Source organism: Mesorhizobium sp. M1423, from assembly GCF_040317575.1.
Taxonomy (GTDB): domain Bacteria; phylum Pseudomonadota; class Alphaproteobacteria; order Rhizobiales; family Rhizobiaceae; genus Mesorhizobium.
Genome location: NZ_JAMYKU010000011.1, coordinates 1 through 22157, shown reverse-complemented (window position 1 = coordinate 22157; position 22157 = coordinate 1). Strand labels below are relative to the sequence as shown.

The 22157-nt window shown below is 63.6% G+C and carries 16 protein-coding genes; 8 read left to right on the top strand and 8 right to left on the bottom strand.

What is annotated here, in order from left to right:
* Positions 1–10: 10 nt before the first annotated feature.
* A complete protein-coding gene (locus tag NKG95_RS15630) occupies positions 11–1027 on the top strand; it encodes a type II secretion system F family protein (RefSeq protein WP_352483228.1) in 1017 nt (338 codons plus the stop codon).
* A 116-nt stretch (positions 1028–1143) separates the two neighbouring features.
* Here NKG95_RS15630 and NKG95_RS15625 read toward each other — a convergent pair whose 3' ends face one another.
* Positions 1144–1965, bottom strand: coding sequence for a tetratricopeptide repeat protein (locus NKG95_RS15625; RefSeq protein WP_023719528.1), 822 nt, complete (start codon positions 1963–1965; stop codon positions 1144–1146).
* Positions 1966–2087: 122 nt separating this feature from the next.
* Here NKG95_RS15625 and NKG95_RS15620 point away from each other — a divergent pair, with 122 nt between their 5' ends.
* From NKG95_RS15620 to pdeM, 5 genes are all read left to right on the top strand, one after another.
* Positions 2088–3455, top strand: coding sequence for a leucyl aminopeptidase family protein (locus NKG95_RS15620; protein ID WP_352963319.1), 1368 nt, complete (start codon positions 2088–2090; stop codon positions 3453–3455).
* A 69-nt stretch (positions 3456–3524) separates the two neighbouring features.
* Entirely contained in the window at positions 3525–3875 is a 351-nt protein-coding gene (locus NKG95_RS15615) for a MarR family winged helix-turn-helix transcriptional regulator (RefSeq protein ID WP_023719526.1), read from the top strand.
* A 30-nt stretch (positions 3876–3905) separates the two neighbouring features.
* Complete coding sequence (locus NKG95_RS15610) at positions 3906–4766, top strand: C40 family peptidase (protein ID WP_352483226.1); 861 nt, start codon at positions 3906–3908, stop codon at positions 4764–4766.
* Positions 4767–4833: 67 nt separating this feature from the next.
* On the top strand, positions 4834–7356 hold the full coding sequence (locus tag NKG95_RS15605; RefSeq protein WP_352483225.1) for a ligase-associated DNA damage response DEXH box helicase: 2523 nt from the start codon (positions 4834–4836) through the stop codon (positions 7354–7356).
* Between the two features lie 14 nt (positions 7357–7370).
* The gene (gene pdeM / locus NKG95_RS15600) at positions 7371–8069 is read left to right on the top strand and encodes a ligase-associated DNA damage response endonuclease PdeM (protein ID WP_502895892.1); all 699 of its coding nucleotides are present in this window, start codon (positions 7371–7373) and stop codon (positions 8067–8069) included.
* A gap of 6 nt (positions 8070–8075) precedes the next feature.
* Here pdeM and NKG95_RS15595 read toward each other — a convergent pair whose 3' ends face one another.
* The 3 genes from NKG95_RS15595 to NKG95_RS15585 are packed head-to-tail and all read right to left on the bottom strand — an operon-like array spanning position 8076 to position 12684.
* Positions 8076–9011, bottom strand: a complete 936-nt coding sequence (locus NKG95_RS15595) for a dimethyl sulfoxide reductase anchor subunit family protein (RefSeq protein WP_353041390.1) — start codon at positions 9009–9011, stop codon at positions 8076–8078.
* An 11-nt stretch (positions 9012–9022) separates the two neighbouring features.
* A complete protein-coding gene (locus NKG95_RS15590) occupies positions 9023–9757 on the bottom strand; it encodes a 4Fe-4S dicluster domain-containing protein (RefSeq protein WP_353005270.1) in 735 nt (244 codons plus the stop codon).
* On the bottom strand, positions 9754–12684 hold the full coding sequence (locus NKG95_RS15585) for a molybdopterin oxidoreductase family protein (RefSeq protein WP_353041388.1): 2931 nt from the start codon (positions 12682–12684) through the stop codon (positions 9754–9756). Before NKG95_RS15585 ends, NKG95_RS15590 begins: the two co-directional genes overlap by 4 nt.
* 280 nt (positions 12685–12964) lie before the next feature.
* On the opposite strand from NKG95_RS15585, the gene NKG95_RS15580 reads away from it, so the two are divergent.
* Positions 12965–13867, top strand: a complete 903-nt coding sequence (locus tag NKG95_RS15580; protein WP_353020371.1) for a LysR substrate-binding domain-containing protein — start codon at positions 12965–12967, stop codon at positions 13865–13867.
* A gap of 5 nt (positions 13868–13872) precedes the next feature.
* On the opposite strand, the gene NKG95_RS15575 is transcribed toward NKG95_RS15580, so the two are convergent.
* The 4 genes from NKG95_RS15575 to NKG95_RS15560 all read right to left on the bottom strand — a co-directional run bounded on the left by NKG95_RS15575 (position 13873) and on the right by NKG95_RS15560 (position 20997).
* On the bottom strand, positions 13873–15129 hold the full coding sequence (locus tag NKG95_RS15575; protein ID WP_352483221.1) for an Hsp70 family protein: 1257 nt from the start codon (positions 15127–15129) through the stop codon (positions 13873–13875).
* A gap of 107 nt (positions 15130–15236) precedes the next feature.
* Positions 15237–16028, bottom strand: a complete 792-nt coding sequence (locus NKG95_RS15570; RefSeq protein ID WP_353041386.1) for a TIGR02186 family protein — start codon at positions 16026–16028, stop codon at positions 15237–15239.
* Positions 16028–16951: a sulfite exporter TauE/SafE family protein gene (locus NKG95_RS15565; RefSeq protein WP_023719515.1), complete on the bottom strand. Its 924-nt coding sequence runs from the start codon at positions 16949–16951 to the stop codon at positions 16028–16030. The genes NKG95_RS15570 and NKG95_RS15565 overlap by 1 nt, the downstream gene beginning before the upstream one ends.
* A 191-nt stretch (positions 16952–17142) precedes the next feature.
* Positions 17143–20997, bottom strand: coding sequence for a peptidoglycan-binding protein (locus NKG95_RS15560; RefSeq protein WP_353041384.1), 3855 nt, complete (start codon positions 20995–20997; stop codon positions 17143–17145).
* A gap of 550 nt (positions 20998–21547) precedes the next feature.
* Here NKG95_RS15560 and NKG95_RS15555 point away from each other — a divergent pair.
* Positions 21548–22009, top strand: a complete 462-nt coding sequence (locus NKG95_RS15555) for a MerR family transcriptional regulator (protein WP_023719513.1) — start codon at positions 21548–21550, stop codon at positions 22007–22009.
* Positions 22010–22157 lie beyond the last annotated feature (148 nt).

Sequence of the window (22157 nt, the reverse complement as noted above, 5' to 3'; positions counted from 1 at the left end):
ATTCGCGCGTATGACCGATCACGTCATCAGAACTCTCACCGACCCGTCCCTGCTGATCGCACTGCTGGTCGGCATCGCGGTGTTTGCGACGGTCTTCACGCTGCTGCCCGCCTTTGGCGGGAACCAGCTCAAGGCGCGCATGAAATCCGTGGCGCTGGAGCGCGATGAGCTGCGCGCCAAACAGCGCGCGCGGCTGGCAGTCGAAGCCGACCGCCGCCGCAAGGGCCTGCGCGAAGAGCAGTCGGTCGGCATGCGCAATATTGTCGATCGCCTGGATCTCAGGCGTGCGCTGGCGGACGAAGGTACCTTGCAGAAATTGAAAGTGGCGGGTTTTCGCGGCCAAAATCCGCTGACGCGCTTCCTTTTTTTCCGCCTCGTCCTGCCCTTCATCGGCTTTGCATTGGCGGCCATATATCTGTTCGTGCTTGGAGGACTGCCCGAGCAGCCGCTTTTCGTGAAGCTGTTCGTCTGCATCGTGGTTGCCTATGCGGGGTTCTACGCGCCGGTGCTCTACGTCAACAACCGTGCGACCAAGCGCAAGCAGTCGATTCAGATGGCGTGGCCGGACGCGCTCGACCTGTTGCTGATATGCGTCGAGTCCGGCATGTCGGTGGAAGCAGCGCTTCGCAAGGTCGCCGATGAGATCGGCGCGCAATCGGTGGCATTGGCGGAAGAATTCATCCTGACCAATGCCGAACTTTCCTATCTGCAGGAGCGCAAGCAGGCGTACGAGAACCTTGCAAGCCGCACTGGCCTCGAATCCGTCAGGTCGGTGTCCCAGGCGTTGGTTCAGGCCGAGCGCTACGGTACGCCCGTGGCGCATGCGCTGCGCGTGCTTGCCGCTGAGAGCCGCGACATGCGCATGAATGCCGCCGAGAAGAAGGCGGCCGCGCTGCCGCCGAAGCTTACCGTGCCGATGATCCTGTTCTTCCTGCCGGTGCTGTTCGCCATCATTCTGGGTCCCGCCGGCATCCAGGTGAGTCAGCGCGGCATCTTTGGCGACCAGCCGAAATCGAGCAGCCAGTAGCCCAAGCGGCGTCGCCACAAACGCTGCTACGATTCAAAGCCGCGCTGCCGGTGTCGCGCGGCTCCTTGCGTTTGACATGTTGCGGAATTCTCGCGCCGGTTCGGCGCTCGAAGCGGTCAGTTGGTGGCAGGCTTTGCCTTGTCCTGCTCCTTGAGCTGGCTCCAGGCATTCTGCTGCGCCAGCATCTGGCGAAGGTAAGCGACGTTGGCCTGCGCCTGTTCCGGCGACAGCTCTTGTGAGGCGATCTTCTCGGCCTCGTCGAAACGTCCTTGCAGACCGACGACCAGCGCTAGGTTCTGGCGGACGCGACTGTCGGCATTCGGCTGCTGGGCGGCCGAGCGCATATAGGTTTCGGCCGTGCGCAAATCGCCTTCCAGCACGTACGACATGCCGAGATTGGAAAGGATCGACGGTTCGTTCGGCTTGAGGTCCAGCGCCTTGCGATAGTCTTGACGCGCCTCGTCCTTTTGGCCGAGCTGGTCGAGAATGGCAGCTTCCGCCGATACAAGTTTCCAGTCAGGATATTCGGGCGTCTGCGCGCGGCGCACGGCATCGAGAGCTGGCTCGAACTGTCCGTTGGCGGCAAGCGCCTTGCCATAGGCGGCGAGCACGTCGCGGTCCTTCGGCAAGGCAATCGCCAGCTTGCGCATCACCGCAAGCGACTGGTCGGCGTCACCGTCCATCTGCAGCGCCGCGGCATAGTTTGTCGCGATCCGCTTGTCGTTGGGGCTTTTCGAGTAGGACTGCCCGAGCGCCATCGTGGCGTTGTGCAGTTCGCCCGCCGACATTGTTTCCAGCGGCTTGCCGCTTGGGCGAGAAATCGAGCCAGTCGTCAATTTGCTGGTTCCGCAGCCAGCGACGCTTGCGGCAAGCACCATCATCAACGCCGTGGTGATCAGCCTATTTGCGCTGGCGTTCATCCTGCGGTCGGTCGGCATCGGCACCAGGGCTCCGTTCATGCGCGTGACCATTTGCGTGGTCATCTTCCCTCCCGCAGAAATATTCTGTTAACCCTAACGGAGAGTTAAGAAATGCCGACTCAGAAGCCGGAGACCAGCGAATGCCTGTTGAACTCGTCGAGAAAAAATTGAGCAATGCGCTGCCGGTCCATTTGGTGGCGAAGGATGCGCAGGCGGCGGCGGGCCTTGAGCCATCCTCAGTCGCCTGGGCCAAGGCCAACGGCTTTTCCGGCGAGGCCGGCAGGACGCTGGTTGTGCCTGGCGACAACGGTGCGATTGCCGGAGCCCTGTTCGGCACCGGCGACGACGAGGGTGCAATGGCCGTCGGGGCACTGGCGAGAGCCTTGCCCGAAGGCGAGTGGCGTCTTGCGTCCGCACCGGCCAAGCCGGAGCTTACGGCACTCGCGCTGGCACTCGGCGGCTATGTCTTCACCCGCTATGGCAAGAAGCCCGGCAGGACGCTTCGCTTCGCGCTGCCGTCCGGCGCCGACGCCGCTCGCGTCAGACGCATCGCCGATGGCGTTTTCCTGGCACGCGACCTGGTCAACACGCCGACCAGCGATATGGGTCCCGGCCAGCTGGAGAATGCCGCCCGGACCTTGGCCGCGACGCACAAGGCTGAAATATCGGTGACCAAGGGCGACGATCTTCTCGCCGCCAACTTTCCGATGATTCATGCCGTCGGTCGCGCTTCGGCCGACGCGCCGCGCCTGATCGACATGATTTGGGGGCCGAAGAATGCCCCCAAGATAACGCTGGTCGGCAAGGGCGTCTGCTTCGACACAGGCGGCCTCGACATCAAGCCGTCCTCGGGCATGCTTTTGATGAAGAAGGACATGGGCGGCGCTGCCAACGTGCTGGGCCTCGCTTCCATGATCATGGCCGCCGGGCTGAAGGTCCGGCTGCGCGTGCTCATCCCCGCTGTCGAGAATTCGATAGCCGGCAACGCCTTCCGTCCAGGCGATGTGCTGGTGAGCCGCAAAGGCATCACCGTCGAAATCGGCAACACCGACGCTGAAGGGCGGCTGGTCCTCGCCGACGCCTTAGCCTTGGCCGACGACGAGGAGCCGCAGATGCTGGTCGATATGGCAACACTGACAGGCGCTGCCCGTGTTGCGCTCGGCCCCGACCTGCCGCCCTTCTACACCGGTGACGAGGCGCTTGCATCCGAGCTGGCGGACGCCTCCGTTGCGGTCGAGGATCCGCTATGGCGCATGCCGTTGTGGAAGCCCTATGACGCCAAGCTGGCGTCGAAAATTGCCGATATCAACAACGTCACGTCGGATGGTCTCGCCGGCTCGATCACCGCGGCGCTATTCCTGAAGCGCTTCGTCCAAAAGACCGCCAGCTGGGCGCATTTCGACATCTTCGCCTGGAACCCGTCGGACCGCCCGCACGGCCTTGCCGGCGGCGAGGCGCAAGGCATCCGGGCGCTGGAGCGTGTCATTTCGAACCGCTTCGGCGGATGATGTCTCGGCATAGCCGACGAAGGTGTTGACTGAAACGGAACCGAAACAATTTTCCGTCATGCTGGACGGATGTCGATTATCATGCGTCCAAGTCAGGCCTTGCGACTGTGGCAGCAGGTGGTGCTGTCGCAGGTGCGCGACGACGCACCCGATCTCACCATGCGCCAGACGGCGATCCTGTTCACCATCTATCTCGATCCGCCGCCGCACACGGTGCGCGGTCTGGCTGCCCGCCTCAATGTCACCAAGCCGGTGATCACCCGTGCGCTCGACACGATGGGGGCGCTGAAGTTGGTGTCGCGCCACCGCGACGAGCTCGACAAGCGCAACGTGCTGGTCAGGCGCACAGTCGAAGGTGCGCTCTTTGTCGAACGCTTCGGCGATGTTATCATTGCCAGAGCCCAAGAGCTGCCGATTTGACCAAATTGTCCATTTGAACGAGTTGCCGATTTGACCGCCAGGGATGCCCGCCTCCATGCCTTCCGCTCCGATCTCGCCGATGCCAGGCTGAGAGGCGAGGTCGCCGCCGACCGGTTCGTCGCCGGCCGGCCGGCTCGCATCACCGCTTCCGTGGCCGACATCCGCAAGGCGCCACGGCCGAATGCCGGTGTCAACACACAGCTTCTGTTCGGCGATGACATTCTCGTCTTCGAGGACGCAGAAGGCTGGGCCTGGATCCAGGGCGAATGCGACGGCTATGTCGGCTATGTCGCCGACACGGCGTTGGGCGCTCGGGACCATGCGCCGACCCATATCGTTTCGGTGCCGCGCACCTTTCTCTATCCAGGACCCGACTTGCGCTTTCCGGTGAGCGGGCAATTGTCGATGGGATCATTGGTGACGGTGACGGGCTCAGCCGAAACACGCGGCACGCATTATGCGCTGTTGCCGTCCGGTCAAGCGGTCATCTCGGGTCATCTCAGGCCTGTCGCCGAGGCGGCCGCCGACTACGTTGCTGTTGCCGAGAGCTTTCTCGGCACGCCTTATTTGTGGGGCGGCGCCTCGGGCTTCGGCATCGACTGTTCCGGTCTCGTGCAATTGGCGATGCGCATGGCCGGCAGGCAGGTGCTGCGCGATTCCGACATGCAGGCGGCAACCATCGGCGAGCCGCTCGTTCCGGGGCCGGACTTTTCCGGGCTTCAGCGCGGCGACCTGGTGTTCTGGAAAGGCCACGTCGCTATCATGACCGACGCCGAGACGATAATCCACGCCAATGGCCACACCATGCTGGTATCGCGTGAAGGACTGAGCGAAGCGATCGCCCGTATCGGCTATCTCTATGGCGGTCCGACGGGGTTTCGCCGGCCGTAACGCGAATCGATCACCTTTTGTTCTGATTCTGCTTGGCGATCGCGCGCCGCCGCGCTACCTCTGACGCGTGACAGAGCAGCCGCGCCTTGCCGAACAGAAAGCCGCCGTCGTCCTGCCCGAGCCATTCGTCAAATGGTTTGCGGAAAAAGGCTGGTCGCCGCGCGCCCATCAGATCGAATTGCTGGCCAAGGCTCAGGGCGGGCAGTCGGTATTGCTGATCGCCCCGACCGGCGCCGGCAAGACGCTGGCCGGGTTCTTGCCATCGCTGACCGAACTGGCCGGCCGGCCAAGGAGAAGGCCAGGGCAGGCGCATCGCGGCATCCACACGCTGTACATCTCGCCGTTGAAGGCGCTGGCCGTCGACATCGAGCGCAATCTCGGCAAACCCGTCGAAGAGATCGGGCTGCCGGTTACTGTCGAGACGCGCACCGGCGATACGCCCGCACACAAGCGCCAGCGGCAGAAGCTGGCGCCGCCCGACATTCTGCTGACCACGCCCGAGCAATTGGCGCTGCTGATTGCCGCGCCCGACGCCAGGCGCTTCTTCGAGGACCTGCGCTATGTCGTACTCGACGAACTGCATTCGCTGGTGACCTCGAAGCGTGGGCACCTCCTGTCGCTTGGCCTGGCCCGGCTGCGCTCGTTTGTGCCCGCCCTGCAGATGATCGGCCTGTCGGCGACGGTCGCCGAGCCCGACGAATTGCGGCGCTGGCTGGTCAGCCAGAATCCACCGGGGCCGATGGCCGAACTGATCGTCGTCATTGGCGGCGCCAAGCCCGAGATCTCCATTCTCGATTCGGAGGAGCGCGTGCCGTGGGCGGGACATTCGGCCCGCTACGCAACGCCGGAGATCTACAACGAGATCAAGCGCCACAAGACAACCCTGCTGTTCGTCAACACGCGCAGCCAGGCGGAGCTGCTGTTCCAAGAGTTGTGGCGGGTCAACGAGGACACCTTGCCGATCGCGCTACACCATGGCTCGCTCGACGTCGCCCAGCGCCGGCGCGTCGAGAAAGCGATGGGCGAGAACGCCTTGCGTGCCATCGTCGCCACCTCGACGCTCGACCTCGGCATCGACTGGGGCGACGTCGACCTGGTCGTCCATGTCGGCGCGCCGAAAGGTGCCAGCCGGCTGGCACAGCGCATCGGTCGGGCCAACCACCGTATGGACGAGCCGTCGAAGGCGATCCTGATCCCGGCCAATCGCTTCGAGGTGCTGGAATGCAGGGCGGCGCTCGACGCCAATTATCTGGGCGCCCAGGATACGCCGCCGCTGGTCAATGGCGGGCTCGACGTGCTGGCGCAGCACGTGCTGGGCTGCGCCTGCGGTGCGCCGTTCCAGGCCGATGCGCTGTTCGAGGAAGTGCGAACGGCAGCACCCTATGCCGATCTCGACCGGCCGACATTCGATCGCGTCATCGATTTCGTCGCCACCGGCGGCTATGCGCTGAAGAACTACGAACGCTACGCCCGTATTCGTCTCAACAAGGACGGGCTGTGGCGGGTGTCCAATCCTCGCGTCGCTCAGCAATACCGGCTGAATGTCGGCACCATCATTGAAGTGCCGGCGCTCAACGTGCGCTACGTCCAGGCCGGCAGCAGAGGCGCGGCTTCGCGTGGCGGTCGGGTTCTTGGCAAGATCGAGGAGGCGTTCCTCGAAACGCTGACGCACGGCGACACCTTCATGTTCGCCGGCAAGGTGCTGCGCTTCGAGGGCATCCGCGAGAGTGAGTGCTTCGTCTCGAACGCGCCGGGCAGCGACGCCAAGGTGCCGTACTATGGCGGCGGCAAATTCCCACTTTCGACGTACCTAGCCGAACAGGTGCGCGCCATGCTGGACGATCCGCAGCGCTGGAAGAAGCTGCCGGAGCAGGTCGCCGACTGGCTACGTTTCCAGGCCGACAAGTCGGTGCTGCCGAAACGCGACGATCTGCTGATCGAGACCTTTCCGCGCGGCAACCGCTACTACCTGGTGGCCTATCCGTTCGAGGGCAGGCTGGCGCACCAGACGCTGGGCATGCTGCTGACCCGCCGCCTCGACAGGGCGGGAGCCAGGCCGCTCGGCTTCGTCGCCACCGATTATGCGCTTGCCATATGGTCGCTGGCCGATATGGGTCACATGTTCAGGGCGAAGAAACCGTCGCTGGCTGCGCTCTTCGATCAAGATATGCTGGGCGACGACCTCGAAGCCTGGCTCGCCGGCAGCTGGCTGTTGAAGCGCACCTTTCGCAATTGCGCGCTGATCTCGGGATTGATCGAGAAACGCCACCCGGGCCAGGAGAAGAGCGGCCGCCAGGTGACCGTGTCGACCGACCTCATCTACGACGTGCTGCGCAGCCATGAGCCCGACCACATCCTTTTGCAGGCGACGCGGGCCGATGCCGCGACCGGTCTGCTGGATGTCAGCAGACTTGCCGAGATGCTCTCGCGCGTCCAGGGTCGAATCATGCATAAGAATCTCGAGCAGATATCGCCGCTCGCCGTGCCGATCATGCTTGAGATCGGCAAGATGCCGGTGCACGGCGAGGCCGATGAGACGCTGCTGATGGATGCAGCCACGCTGGTCGAGGAGGCCATGGGGACGAAATGACTGTGGCGCTGGCAATGGCTGCGACTCTGGCGGATACGGGCGCCGTCCGTATCGCTGGCGAACGCGCGATCTGCGACCGCCGCGGCGTGCTCTATTTTCCCGAATTCCGGCTTCTGGCCGTATCCGACCTGCATCTGGAAAAAGGCTCCTCACTGGCCAGGCGCGGCACGCTGGTTCCGCCTTACGATACCGGCGCCACGCTGCTCCGGCTGCAGACGGTGATTGCCGATTATCAGCCTGCGATCGTCATCAGCCTGGGCGACAGTTTTCACGATGGCGGCGGCGCCGCGCGCATGCACGCAAGCTTTCGCGAAAGGCTGGAAGGGCTGATGGTTGGGCGCGACTGGTTCTGGGTCGCCGGCAATCATGACCCGGAAGCACCGGCCGACCTGCCGGGCGACACCGTGCGCGAGCTGGCCATCGGCTCTCTGCTCTTCCGGCACGAGCCTTCGGCGGTAAGGGTGGAGGGCGAGATATCAGGCCATCTGCATCCTTGCGCCCGCATCGTCCAGCAAGGCCGTTCGGTGCGGCGGCGCTGCTTTGCCGGCGATGGCGGCCGCATGATCATGCCGGCCTTCGGCGCCTACACCGGTTCGCTCAATCTCCTTGACCGCGCCTATGCCGGGCTGTTCCGCCGCGAAACGCTGATGGCCTATATGCTTGGCACTGAGCGCATCTTCGCGATTTCCCACTCGATGCTCAGGCCGGGCTGAGCTGCCCTATCGTCCGTAATAGAGGGTAACAGTGTGCTTGGCCTCGGCGAAGAACAGCCAGCGCTCCACTAGCATGCCGGCGAGTTGGGCGATTGCGGAGAGTATCGACGAAGCCGCCGCAAAGGGCCACGGCAAGGCAAACGCCGCAATCAGCAGCAAAGCGGGCAAGGCAAAGGCCAGAGCGTGGGTGATCAGCCGCAGCTTTGCGCTGTGCTTGCGTGCGATGCGAAAGCCCATTTCCTTGAGCAGATAGTTTTCCTCGGTATGCGGCCATTCCATCGACCGCACCGTGCCGCCGGAAAGCCCGGTTGCGGTGTTGGCATTGGTCGGGATCTCCAGCCTATCATTGTATCGCCAGGTCGCCAGCTTCAAACCCCAGCCGAGCGCGGTCAGCAACAGGGCAGCCGCCAGAAGCATATTCGAGCCTGCCGCAAATCCCTGCAGCAGGGCGTTGAGCAGTACGCTGCCGGTCATCGCCGAAAAGATCAGATAGCCGGGCAGGGTGAAGCGGCTGTGCCATTGGGCGATCGGCTTCAACGACGCGTAGATCATGCCGGTGGTGCAGACGGTTGCGACCGCGCCGATGGCAGCCAGCAGCCCGGCGACAGCCACCCAGCCGCTCGTACGGCCGAGGACCACCCAGCCAATACCGAACAGTCCCGCCGGCACGAAGGTGGCGACCGAGGCAACGCCTTCGCGCGACAGCCATGAGCTACGCCATTGCGAGAAGGCACGCCAGGCGCGTTCGGGCCGGCCGAGATGGCCGGCCGAGGACAGCAGGCCTGCCGAGATCAGGCCGAGCGACAGCCCCATGCCGGTGAGGCCAAGCCAGAAATCGGGCGGGATAAAGCCCTGTCCGGCCAACACGCCAAGCAGCGCGAGCAGGCCGTAACCGGCGCCCGTGGCGGTGGTGAAAAAGACGACGGAGAAGGCTGGATGCATGAAGGCGCGGGTCAGTTCGAAAGCATGCGGTCGACCCAGCCAAGGAAACCGCCTTCGGCTCGCACCGGCTGGAGCGCCTGTGCCGGCACCGATGCGGCGCGGGTGGTGTGGGCGCGTGGCGGCAGATATTTGTTCGTCGGCCTGTAGCCCATCTCCGGCATTAGGTCGACACCGCCGCGCTCGGCCACCAGTTGCGACACCGCCGATGCCGGATCGCCCAGATCGCCGAAATGCCGCGCGCTGGTCGGGCAGGCGGCAACGCAGGCCGGCACGCGATCTTCTTCCGCCAGATTGTCGTTGTAGATGCGGTCGACGCACAGCGTACATTTCTTCATCACGCCGACATCAGTGTCGAATTCGCGCGCGCCGTAGGGGCAGGCCCAGCTGCATAATTTGCAGCCGATGCATTTGTCCTCGTCGACTAGCACGATGCCGTCCGACGCCCGTTTGTAGGAGGCGCCGGTCGGGCAGACGGTGACGCAGGCCGGTGTCTCGCAATGCAGGCAGGAGCGCGGGAAGTTGACCGTGCGCCCACCCATCTCCGTGATGTGCTCATAACTGTGCACGCGGTTGAACCACACGCCGTCGGCATTGCCGCCATAGGGGTCGATGTCGGTTAGCGGCGCCATATGGCCGCCGGTGTTCCATTCTTTGCAGGCGGTAACGCAGGCTTGGCAGCCGACGCAGGTGTCGAGATCGATGACAAGGCCGAGCTTCTTGTCGGTATGGGCGGGAAGGCAAGTCATTTGGCAGCTTCTCTTTCCCGACGGAATTCGGCGCCGAAACTGAGCTTGTCGGGCGAGGGCTCGAAGTGTGGCGGCTGCCGGAACCGCTCGAATTGCGGCTCGGTGAAGCCAGCTTCCTCGGCCGCGCATTTGACGATGCGCACGCGCAGGTCGAACCACGCCGCCTGGCCGGTCACCGGATCGGAATTCGAATAGCGTTTGCCGCTGGTATCGGCGGAGGTCTGGTCGCCGATGATGTGGTTGAGCAGGAAGCCGCGATTGGATTCGGCCGCGTCGTCCTTGAGCCCCCAGCTGCCGCGCCGTTTGCCGATCGCGTTCCAGGTCCACACCGTATCGGCGTTGACGCCGTCGATCAGGCTGATCTGCCCCTTGACCTTGCCGTTGATGCTCTCGATCCACACCCAGTCGTCATCGACAAGCCCGAGGCTGGCGGCGGTCCGATTGTGCACGAACAGCCGGTTCTGGCTGGTGATCTGCCTTAGCCACGCATTCTGCGCGCCCCAGGAATGGTACATGTGCATCGGCCGCTGCGTCAGCGCGTGGAGCGGATAGGCTTGGCTATCGACTGCAGCCTCTTCGAAGGGCGCGTACCAGAACGGCAGCGGATCCATATAGGTCTCGATACGGCTGCGCTCCGCCTCCGGCGGCAGCACCCCGCCATGGCCGCGCGCCGCAAGGCGAAAGCGCTGCATCGGCTCGGAATAGAGTTGGAAGACGATCGGCTCGGCCTTCGGGATGAAGCCCATGCTCTCGGCGAATTCGAGATAGGAGCGGTTGGCCATCTTGTAGTAGCGCTGATCGGCGGCGAAATCCTGGTGCCAGAAGCCGCCATTATCGATGTAGCGCTGCAACTGGTCGGGATTGACGTCGCCCTTGCCGACCGAGGCCCCGTCCTTGCCGCGCCAGCCGGCGAGCGGACCGACACCTGGCGTGCGCTCGTGATTGACGATGTAGTCGGCATAGTCGCGGTATTTGGCGGAACCATCGTCGTCGACGAAGCCGGGCAGGCTGAGCCGCGCGCCGAGTTCGATCAGCACCGTCTGGAACGGCCTGACGTCGCGATCCGGCTCGACGACGGGATGGCGGATGGCGTCGCCCGGCCCGTCGGCGTGGCTGATCGGCCGATCGAGCAAACTGATACAGTCATGACGCTCGAGATAGGTCGTGTCCGGCAGCACCAGATCGGCAAAAGGTACGGTCTCGGAATAATAAGCGTCGGAATAGATGATGAACGGGATCGTGTACTCACCCGACGCATCAATATCGGTCAGCATGGCCATCGTCTCGACGGTATTCATCGACGAGTTCCAAGCCATGTTGGACATGTACATGAACAGAGTGTCGATCGTGTAGGGATCGCCGGCCCAGGCGTTACGGATAACCGTGTGCATGAGCCCGTGTGCGGCCAGCGGCGCATCCCAGGAGTAGGCCTTGTCGATACGGATCGGTTTGCCGCCTTCGTCGATCAGCAGGTCCCCCGGTCCGCAGACGAAACCGAGCGGCATGCCCTCGAGCGGCGTCATCGGCTTCACATTCTTGCCGGCTGGCTTCGGACCCGGCGGTGCAGACCGTGGATAAGGCGGTTTGAAGCGAAAGCCGCCCGGCACGTCCACCGTGCCGAGAAGCACCTGAAGCAGATGAATGGCGCGGCAAGAGTGAAAACCGTTCGAATGGGCCGAGATGCCGCGCATCGCATGCATCGACACCGGCCGGCCCTTGATGGTCTCGTGCCGGCGGCCGGCCCAGTCCGTCCACGCCACCGGCAATTCGATTTGCTGTTCGAAGGCGACATGAGCGAGTTCGGCGGCGATCCTGCGGATGGTATCGGCGGAGATGCCGCACCGGTCAGTGACCGCCTCGGGTGAATAGCTCTCATCCAGATAGCGGTCGGCGACGAGTTGGAAGACCGGCACGCAACGGCGGCCGTCGACGAGAAAGCTGCCGGTCAGTGCGGGCTTCGCGTCGGCGTCACTGGCATTGACTGGCATCTTCGCCACCCTGTCCCAAGCCAGCGGATTGCCGTCGCCGTCGCGCATGAACAGCCCATCATCGGCAGCACCAGGCTCTTGAATGACGAGAAGATGGGCGTTGGTGTAGCGCAAGAGGTAGTCGAGATCGACACGGCCGGCCTTAAGCAATTCGTGGACGAGCGCAAACACGAACAGGCCGTCGGTACCGGGCCGGATGCCGATCCAGTCGTCGGCAATTGCATTATAGCCGGTGCGGCAGGGGTTGATCGAGACCACCTTGGCGCCGCGCGCCTTGAGTCTGCCGAGGCCGATCTTGATCGGATTGGAATCATGGTCCTCGGCAACCCCGAACAGCATGAAATACTTGGTGTTGTCCCAGTCTGGCTCGCCGAACTCCCAGAACGAGCCGCCGATCGTGTAGAGGCCGCCGGCCGCCATATTGACCGAGCAGAAGCCGCCATGGGCGGCAAAGTTCGGCGTGCCGAACTGGCTCGCCCACCAGCCGGTCAGCGATTGCGACTGGTCGCGCCCGGTGAAGAAGGCGAGTTTCTTCGGATCGGTTCGGCGGATATTCGAAAGCCGCTTCGTCGCGATCGACAAAGCTTCCTCCCACTCGATCTCGCGGAACTCACCCGAGCCGCGCGGGCCGGTGCGCAGCAGCGGCTTCTTCAGCCGAGCCGGGCTGTAGTGCTGCATGATGCCGGCGCTGCCCTTGCCGCACAGCACGCCACGGTTGACCGGATGGTCCTTGTTGCCGTTGATGTAGCGGACCTTGCCGTCCTTGATGTGGACGTCGATGCCGCAGCGGCAGGCGCACATATAGCAGGTGGTCTTGGCGATGCTGTCGGAGACATCAGGCGAAGTATCGACGCCGTCGCCTTCGGCGGGCGCGCGCGTATCGGCAAGCGGCCGTTGGGATGGTGCTGAGTTGGCGCCGCGCAGCGGTTTGTTGGTCATGATCCGGCGATGTTGTTGCGTTCCGCGGCCTTGGCTCTCGTCTTCGGGCCTGGGCCGCGCATGTAATGCTGTTCCGGCCGATAGCGTTCACCGACGAGCCGCCACCGCAGGCTGCGGGTCCAGTGCGTAAACACGGATTTGAACAGCCTCACCAATTTCTACCCTCGACTGTTCTGGCGCGACTTTTTTCCAATTTCGGGCTAAAATTTAGAACAAAGCAATCAATCTGTCTAACAACTTGCTCTTGTAATTCCAATCGGATTTGCTTCTTAATGCTGGCATGACTCTGGACCAATTGCGGATCTTCGTCGCCGTCGCCGAACGGGCGCACATGACCAAAGCGGCCGACTTGTTAGGCATTTCACAGTCGGCCGCGTCCGCCGCCATCCGCTCGCTCGAACAGCAGCACGGCGTGCAGTTGTTCAACCGAGTGGGCCGCAATATCGAGCTCGCCGAGACCGGACGCCGGTTCCTGCCGGAGGCCAAGGCGGTTCTCGAGCGGGCGGCGGCCGCCCACAACGTGCTGGAGCATGTCTCGCAGACGATATCAGGCAGTCTCTCGATCGCTGCCAGCCAGACCATCGCCAGCTATTGGCTGCCGCGCCGGCTCGCTTCTTTCCACGAAGCCTATCCTGCCGTCAGGCTGAGCGTGAGCATTGGCAACACCAGGCAGGTCGAGACCAATGTACTTGATGGCGCAGCCGATTTTGGCCTGGTCGAGGGGCGCACCGAATCCGACATTTTGCGGCGTGCCAAGGTCGATATCGATCGCATGATGCTGGTCGTGGCGCGCTCGCACCCTGAGATCGCGGAAGTTTCGCCTGGGCATCCCGACCTTGGCGGGCTTCGCTGGATCATTCGCGAAGGCGGGTCGGGCACGCGCGAGGCGCTGGAGGACCTTGCCCGACACGACGGGATTTCGTTCGCGGACCTACAGATATTCCTGGTATTGCCGAGCAATGAGGCTATTCGCCAGGCGGTCGAGGCCGGCGCCGGCGCCAGCATCATTTCGGAACTCGTCGTCGCGCGCGCGGTCGCCGAAGGCAGTCTGCGTTCCGTGCCGATCGATCTGCCGAAGCGCGAATTTGCCATGATCACACATCGCGACCGGCAGCCAAGCCTGGCCCAGATGGCGCTCAAGGCGCATCTCGGCGGCAAAGCTGAGAGAGCCGCGCCGCTTTAAGCCGATCAGGCGAACTTCCGCTGTGCGTCGAGCGCCAGCCCAAGCCCGACTGAGCCGAACACATCGCCTTCGATAACCGACGCCTGCGGCACCAGAGCCAGGATCTGCTGCCTGGCCAGCGGGATCGCGGTCGATCCGCCGGTCAGGAACACCGCCGTGATGTCGGAGGGCTTCACCTGCGCGTCGCGGACGGTCTGCTCGACGGTACCTGCAACGCGCTCAATATCCCGAGCGATAGTGGCTTCGAGACCTTCGCGCGTGATCTCTGCCGTGAACCTCACCTCCGGTAGCGCGACCTCGATACCGGCCGACGATCGGTCCGTCAGCTCGATCTTGGCCCTTTCGACCAGCGCCGCCAGCGCGTGGCCGTAACGATGCTCGACGATGTGGATGAAGCGGTCGACCAGGTCTGCGCGCTCTGCCTCGTAGCGGATCTGGCGAAGATGCGTCATCGCCCTTGCGGTATAGACCAGGTTGATGCGCTGCCATGTCGCCAGGTCGATGAAGTAGCTCGCCGGCAGATTGCGCTTGCCATCCTTAGTCGACGTCAGATAGCCGAGCTGAGGCATCACATGGGCGATGCTCAGCAGCCGATCGAAGTCGGTGCCGCCGATGTGGATGCCGCGGCTGGCCAGGATGTCGTCCTTGCGGTCGAGCGAGCGGGCGCGCTCGGGCGAGACCCGCACGATCGAGAAATCGGACGTGCCGCCGCCCATGTCGATGATCAGCGCCAGTTCCTCGCGCGTCACCTTCTGTTCGTAGTCGAGTGCCGCCGCGATCGGCTCGAATTGGAAGGCGATGTGCTTGAAGCCCTGAGCGCGAGCGGCATTTTCGAGTTCGTGCTCGGCCTCGGCGTCGGCCCCGGCGTCGTCGTCTACGAACTGTACCGGCCGTCCGATTACGACGCTTTCGACTGTGTCGAGGGCGTTTTCTTCGAGCTTCTTTTTCAGGTGGCCGACAAATAGGCTGACAATTTCCATGAAGCCGATCGAGCGCGCCTTGATGCGCGTCTTTTCGTGAGCGAGCGAGCTGCCGAGAACGCTCTTCAGCGAGCGCATCAGGCGGCCTTCGATACTGTCCGTATAGTTGGCGATGGCGCGTCGCCCGAAATAGGTGCGGTTGTCCTCGAAATTGAAGAACACCGCACTGGGCAGAGTGACTTGGCCGTCTTCCAAGGCCACCAGCCGCGGCTGCCCGTTCCTGACCACGCTCACGGTGGAATTCGAAGTGCCGAAGTCGATACCGGCAAATGCTGGTCGCATCGTGCGTTCCTATATTCTGATTTGGGGAGCAGCAGCTCGTGCCCGGTCGGACCGGGGATCGCGGTCTAGCCCATACCCTCGGAAAGGGAAACCACTTTTACGAGAGTTCAGTCTTTCCTGAAGACCAGTCTTCCGAGCCAGCCTGTCAGTATGGCCAGCGATACGGCAAAGACACCGTAGAGGAAGGAGTAGTCGTGGGCGACGCGGAAGATCGACTGTTCGAAACCGGACTTGCGGATTTCGAGCTGGGCGGAGCTTTCCTTGATGAACAGGCCGCTCTTGAACAGGAAGGCGCGCGCCTTGTGGGTGCCGACCGGAACGTTGGGAGCGAGCCTGACGGTGGCGCGGAACAGGTTCTGCGACAGGAACTGCACACCGCCGACATTCTCGCTGTAGAGGCCTGTTGCCGCCTTGCGCTCGCGCAGCGCGGCGGTGAACTCCTCGATTGTCGCCGGGCTGTCCTCGGCGTCGGCCGGCTGCAAATAGAGGTTGGAGGCGCCAAGCGACAGCTGCTTGTAGCTGTTCGGATCGGTGACGTCCTGCAGCGGCCGCGTCGTCGCCACAGAATAGGAGACAGGTACGTTTTCGAAGGTCTCCGACTCCAGATTGACCCAGACGCCGAGCACCCGGTCCTTGCGGCGCACGACGACCGGTCGGGCCGGGCCTTCCAGCACAACGATCACGTCGTAGCGCCCTTGCCGTGCGACAAGCGGATCGGCATTTTCCAGCGATCCGAAGATGGTCAGGTCGGCGCCGGAAAAGCCGGCGGTAATCGAGACATTGTCGGTGGAAAGGCCGATCTGGATGTTTTCGGTTAGTGGCGTCTGTGCCTTCGCCGCTGACGCCGCGGCCAGCAGCGACAGCAAGGCGGCGGCCGCGAGCGTCCTCAAGCCAGCCATCAGCTCAGGCCCACGCCGGACAGCGAATAGAGATTGGGAGGCGTGACGAAAAGATCGATGGCGAGCCGGATGGCGACCGCCAGCACAAGCAGCGCCAGCAGCGCCCTGAGTTGTTCGCCCCGCAGCCTCTGACCGGCCTTGGCGCCATATTGTGCGCCGGCGACGCCGCCTGCCATCAACAGGAAGGCGAGCATGACGTCGACCGTCTGGTTGGTGGTGGCGTGGACCAGCGTGGTGTAAGCCGAGGTGAAGATGATCTGGAACAGCGAGGTGCCGATGACGACGTTGGTCGGCACTTTCAAAAGGTAGATCAGGGCCGGCACCATGATGAAGCCGCCGCCGACGCCCATGATCGACGATAGGAAGCCAATCGCCGCGCCCAGCCCAAGCACCGGAATGACGCTGACGAAGAGCTTCGAGGCCCTGAACCGCATCTTCAGCGGCAGGCGGTGGATCCAGTTGTGCTGGCCGGATTTCTTCAACACCGGTGCGGCGCCGCTGCGGGTGACGCGCAGCGCATTGATACTCTCGACCAGCATCAGCCCGCCGACAGTGCCGAGCAGCACGACGTAGAGCAGCGAGATGAACAGATCGAGCTGGCCGAGTCGGCGCAGGAACGCAAAGACATAGATGCCGCCGGTCGAGCCGACGATGCCGCCGGCCAAAAGCACGCCGCCGAGCTTGAAGTCGAGCGTGCCGCGCTTCATGTGCGACAGGGCGCCGGAGAAGGAGGAAGCGATGACCTGGTTGGCGCCGGTGGCGACCGCAATCGCGGGCGGTATGTTGTAGAAGATCAGCAGCGGCGTGATGAGAAAGCCGCCGCCCACGCCGAACATGCCCGACAGGAAACCCACCGCTGCGCCCATGGCCAGCAGCACGAAGACGTTAACGGAAATTTCCGCGATCGGGAGATAGATGCCCACCCGTCAGTCTCGATCAGTTTGCCTCCTGGCGAATGCAACCGTTGCGGGCATTTTGCGTCAGAAGGCTATCTCGTTCTTGCGCCGGCCGGGCGGTGAAGTCAAACTTCGTCGCACCGCCGAAACAAAAAACAACTCAATCAGTTAACAGGCAAATCTGTGGCAAGGGCGTCGCGGAAACGACGCATCCGCCATTATTTGCGCGCGAGCAACGCCTTGACCAGCTTTTCGTCGATCGCGCCGGTTGCCTTCATGTCGTTGTCGGTCTGGAAGGCCATGATCGCGTTCTTGGTTTTCCGGCCCATCATGCCGTCGGGATTGCCGGCCTCGTAGCCGTTCTTGTTGAGGATGCGCTGGATGTTCTGGACCGCTTTCTTCATGTCGATGCCGGCCGTCGTCTGCGGTGTGCCGTCCTGCCACGATTCAGAAATGTCGGCCGAATTGGCGGCTGGATCGAGCGGCTTGGCCTTCCACAGCTCGGCCGCGGCACGCGTACGCTCCAGCTGCTCGGGTCTCAGGGCTTTGGCGATCTCGTCGCGCTTGGCCGCCGCATCCTTGTCGCCAGTCTTGGCGACGAGCGCGAACCATTTGTAGCTCTCCTCGAGGTTCTGCTTCATGCCGACGCCCTTCGCCGCAAGGATGCCGAGATTGAACTGGCTGTCCTTGACGCCGAGGTCCGCCGCCGCCTGGAACCAGCGCGCTGCCGATTCATTGTCGGTCACGCCATCCGCCGCCATCGCAAACAGCACGGCCAGATTGTGCATGGCGCTGGCGTTGCCCTGCTCTGCGGCAAGCTGGTACCAGGTCTTCGCTTTTTTGATGTCGCGTGCGACGCCGATGCCCTTCTCGTAGAAATTGCCGATGCGGTATTCTGCCGGTGCGAAACCGAGATCGGCAGCTTTCTCGTACCATTTGGCCGCCGCTGCCATGTCTTCCTTGACGCCGCGCGACTCGGCGTAGCGCGAGCCGATCTCGAACAGTGCCTTGGCGTCGCCGCCGGCCGCTGCATCGCGCAGGGCGGCCGGACCGACACCGGCCGGAACCTCGATCTTGGCAACGCTTGCCGCGGCAGCATCTGCCGGCGGCACCGTGCCCGTCGTGTCCTGCGTCGCAGCTGTGGTGGTAGCAGGCGCGGCAGCCATTGGCTCGGCGTCGCTGGCCGTCGCCGCTGCCGGTGCGGGCACTGCGGCCGTGGCGTCTGGCGCCGCCATGTCAGGGGCTGCCGCGGGGGCTGTCGATGCCTCGGTTGCCGGTGTGGCGGGGCCGGTTTGCGCCGCCGTGTCGTCCTTGGTCGTCGCTGCGGACGGCTCTGCCTGCCTGACGATGGAGGACGGCGCGCTATCCTGCGCTGCCGTCTGCGCGTCCGCCTTCGGTTCGCTGGCAACGCTGGCCAATGCAGTCTCCACCGGCTGTGCGGCCACAGCCGGCGCCGCGTCATTGTTGGCGACTTCGACCGGATCGGAGAAGAAGGCTTTGCCCAGTTGCAGGCCGGCAAGCGCCAGCATGATGGCAATTGCCCCCATCAGGATCGGCTTGCGCCGCGCCTTGAGCAGGTCGCCTATCCTGAGCGCCTTGACCGGGCCTTTCATCGTCGACTGGCGCTTAAGGGCGTCCGCCTCGGCGGCCGCTGCTTGCGCAGCCCGTCTGGCTGCCGCGATGAAGTCCGATTTCGCCGCTTCGGCGCCGCCTTCGCGGGCCGGCTGCCCGCGCTCGTCGCGCACACGTTTCATGATGGCGCTGAGGTCGGGGGCGCCGGAGCCGGGTTCCAATGGCCGATTGGCGACCTTGGGGTCGAGCGGCTCGTCGAGATCGACGCTCGGTATTTCGACGCTCGACGCCGAGCCGGCAAGCGGCGGCATCTCGGCCTCCTTCTTGCCCTTCAAGGCGCGCGCCAGCCCGCCTAACATCGATTTCCTGCCGCCGCCCTGCTCGGTTTTTTCATGCGTCGTGTCTGAACCGAGGGCCGCCAGGGCGGCTGCCGCGGCCGCCTCGGCCGGCGTACGCGGACCTGGCTCGTCGCGCACGAGCGCCGCGGTGCGACCGTCCAGATCGGCCATGTTGCCCGTTAACGGCAGCGGCTGGTCGATGTCCATCGACGGTGCGTCCTGCACCGAGATCTTGGATGCCCGGCCGAAGCGTTTGCTCAACTCTGCGCTTGCCGGTTCGCCGGTCTCCAGTGAACCTAGCCTGTCAACAATCTTGAGCAGCGTGTCGTGGATAGCCTCGAACGTCCTTGAATTGCGCTCGTCCGAACGGCGCGTCAGCGCCTCGAGCGTCTTCAGGTCCTGGGCGAGGCCGGTAACGGCCGCCGTGTTGGCGCTTGATCCGGCCAGCGAGCGGACGGCGCTCTCGGCCGCCTCGCGCGCCGCGCCGAGGATGGAATCGCGGGTTCCGGCCAGCGACTTCTCGATCTCGTTGAGGCGCGGGCTGATGTCGTCGAATTCCGGCAGCGGCGTGCCGGGCTTGGAAAGATGCGCCGTCAGGCCCGCGACCTGCGCTTCGAGGCTGCGGATCAACGCCGGGTCGATGCTGGCGACCTGTGCCGCGGACGAATCCAGCCGGCTTGAAATGTCTTCGAGCCGGCTCTCCAGGCCGCGGATCGCCGCCTCGCTGGCGGGATCTGGAACGCGCGTCTCCATCCGCTTGGCCAGCGCGGTGAAGCGGGCGTCGATGGCATCCATGATGCCGGCGCTGTCGACCTGCGGCATGCGCTGATCCAGCCTGTCGGCGACTTCGTCCAACCGGCGCTCAAGGTCGCGAAACAGCATGTTGCCTTGTTCGATGGCGTCGCCCTGGCGACGTTCCATCATGCTGGACAGCACATCGAAGCGCTGCTCGAGCCCCTGGAAGATGTAGTCGGCGTCGGGCATGGCAGGTGCATGGTCGATCTTGTCGGCGATAAGCGCGACCTGCCTGGCAAGGCGCTCCATAGCTTGTTCCGGCAGATTGGCTCGGCCGGCCAGCTCATCCACGCGGCTCGACAATGTGTTGAGACGGTCGATGACCTCCCGGCCCGGACGATCCTGCGACACTTCTTCGATTTGCTGGGCCAGTGAATCGATCCGCTTCTCGATGCGTTCGAAGGGCTCGGGGTCGAACGAATTGGCTTGCGCGGCAACCGTCGAGGCGACGATCGCGCGGGAAATCTCGTCGAGCCGCTCGTCGATCTGACTGAATGTGTCGCTGCCGCGATTGTCCTGCTGGCGGGCGAAATGGTCGACCGCTCCGGCAAGCATGCGGACCTTTTCCTCCAGCGAGCGCAGCGACAGCGATTCCGGCAGATTGCTGACGGCATTGCTGATCTGTTCGAGCCGCTCGGTCAGCGCCGACAGGCCGGGCGCGTCGGAGCGCTTGCGCTGATCGGCGTCGACGCGGTCCTCGAAGGCGCTCCAGCGGCGGTCGAAATCGTCCCAGCGGCGGCCCACTGCCTGCACGCTCTCCTCGCGCGCCAGCGTATCGAGAGCTGCCTTGACCTGCTCAAGCTCGAGCCGCAACATATTGACGCTTCTGTCGTCGCTTTTTTCGGCCAGCGTCTGGATGGCGCCGGAAAGCCGCTCGAATTCGACGCCGAGTTCGGCGCTGCCCTTGCCGCCGCCATTTGACTGGTAGGCTCGCTCGATATTCTTGCGCAGTGCGTCGAACTCGCGTTGCAGGCCGGAGGTCATCTGCTGGCGAAGCTCTTCGCGCAGGCCGCGCAATTCGCCAGCGATCTTGCCGGCTAGGGCGACGCCGTCCTCCTGGCCGCGCACCCGGTCGATATCGCGGGCGATCGCCTGGTAGTTCTGGTCGACGGCCGCCGCTGGACCTTTCGGCCGCTGCGCGTCGCGTGGGTCCTCGTACCGGCGCTGCTGGCCATAGGGTTGGGCACTAGGATAGCGCGGTTCTGCCGCTGGTCGGCGTGGACCGGGATGGCTTGCAGTCTCCTCGCGCGTCCGCTCCAGTCGCTGCTCCAGCGTTTCCAGGGAACGGTTGAGCTCTTCAAGCGTCGTGTGCGGCCTGCGCTGCCTGCCGGCGTTGAGTGTATCGAGGTAGGACCGCTTGCTGTTCATCAATGCGCCCGTTTCAGAATTGCTGGCTTTCACCAGGTTCCCAAAGTCCTGCCGGGACGAACGCGACTGCTTGGCTTGTTGCAGTGGAAGACGAGCTTCCCGGGTCTTACCCGCGCTCCGAAAAACCGTGAAAAATTCAATACAGGATAAACACGGGTAACCGACATGCGCACATTTCGCCCCAACGTGGTAAACAACGCGTTAACCAAGCTTAAGAAGTTGCAACTTTGTCGACTGGCTGCGGACGGCGCCGGGTGTCTTTTTGGACGCACAAAAGACGCTGTAGAATTTTGATCAGCCGCATGATCGCTCCCGAAATCGGCCACGACTTTTAGGTTATCCACCGGCGCTGCGGCATAAAGTTCCAAGCCCAGAACGCTCTTGCGTCGTAAGGCGGCTATCGATATAGCATTGACGTAAACGTAAACGAGCGGATTACGCTGTTTGCGATTTGTTTGTTGAAACCACGAGTGGAAGCACGCCCCCGCTTTCACTCAGGCGACGCAAGGTCCGCGACCGCGACGCCACCAGACGGGGAAAGCCAGTGACCATGAAACTTATTTCGCCCGGCCAAGCCGCGGCCAATACCAACGATATGTCGAGCGAAGCCGGTGAAGAGCTTGTCCGCATCGGCGAAATGGCCAAGAAATACGGAGTGACGCTGCGCACGCTGCGTTTCTATGAGGACAAGGGTCTACTCAACCCGCAGCGTGACGGCTCAACCCGTCTCTATACACGCCGCGACAGGGCCCGGCTGAAACTGATCTTGCTCGGCCGCAAGGTCGGGTTCTCGCTGCGTGACGTCAAGCAGATGATGGACCTCTACGATCCGAACGGCTCCAACACCAAGCAGTTGCGGTTGGCGCTCGACAAGTCGGAGAAGCAGCTTGCCCGCCTGCAGAAGCAGCGGGCGTTGATCGATGACGCCATCAGCGAACTGAGTGCCTCGATGTCGACCGTCCGGCAAATGCTGATCGAGCGCTCGGCGCCGCAGGCCAGCGTGGCGAGCTAAACTAAACCTGCCGATTTCTGACGAATGAGAACCGGGGGGGGGGGGGGCCCCCGGGGGTGGGGGGTTTGAGGGGTTGATGGGGGTGGGGGTGTTGGGGGGGGGGAAATATTAAGAAAAAACAAAAAAATATTTTTATGAAAAAAAAAAA